At 60.1% G+C, this 444-nt stretch carries 1 protein-coding gene; it reads left to right on the forward strand.

The window, feature by feature from the left end; genetic code table 11:
• On the forward strand, positions 1–444 hold a 444-nt coding region (locus tag L991_RS12135; protein ID WP_047395832.1), incomplete at both ends, for a VCBS domain-containing protein.

A 444-nucleotide genomic window follows, 5' to 3' on the forward strand; every position in this document is an offset into this window, starting at 1 on the left:
CGCTCAACGCCGACGGCAGCTACAGCTTTGATCCGAGCAACACCGCCTATCAGCATCTGGCCGCCGGACAGACGCAGACACTCACCATCCCGATCACGGTTACCGACAGTGCAGGGGCGAGCAGCACGCAGAATCTGACCATTACACTCACCGGTAGCAACGACGGTGCCAGCATCGCTGGCACCACCACAGGCATCGCAAGCGAAGACAGTAGCCAGCTCACCACGGGTCAGCTCACGATTACCGATGTCGACGATGGCGAAGCCCACTTCGTCGCCCAAACGGGCACGGCTGGCAGTTATGGCAGTTTTAGCCTCGACGAGAACGGCCAGTGGCGTTACCAGCTCGACAACAGCAAGCCCGAGGTTCAGGCCCTCAAGACGGGTGACAGCGTCACAGAACACTTTACCGTCACCAGTGCAGATGGCACGACCCAGCAAGTCA

The organism is Chitinibacter sp. ZOR0017, assembly GCF_000799095.1.
Classification (GTDB): Bacteria; Pseudomonadota; Gammaproteobacteria; order Burkholderiales; family Chitinibacteraceae; genus Chitinibacter; species Chitinibacter tainanensis.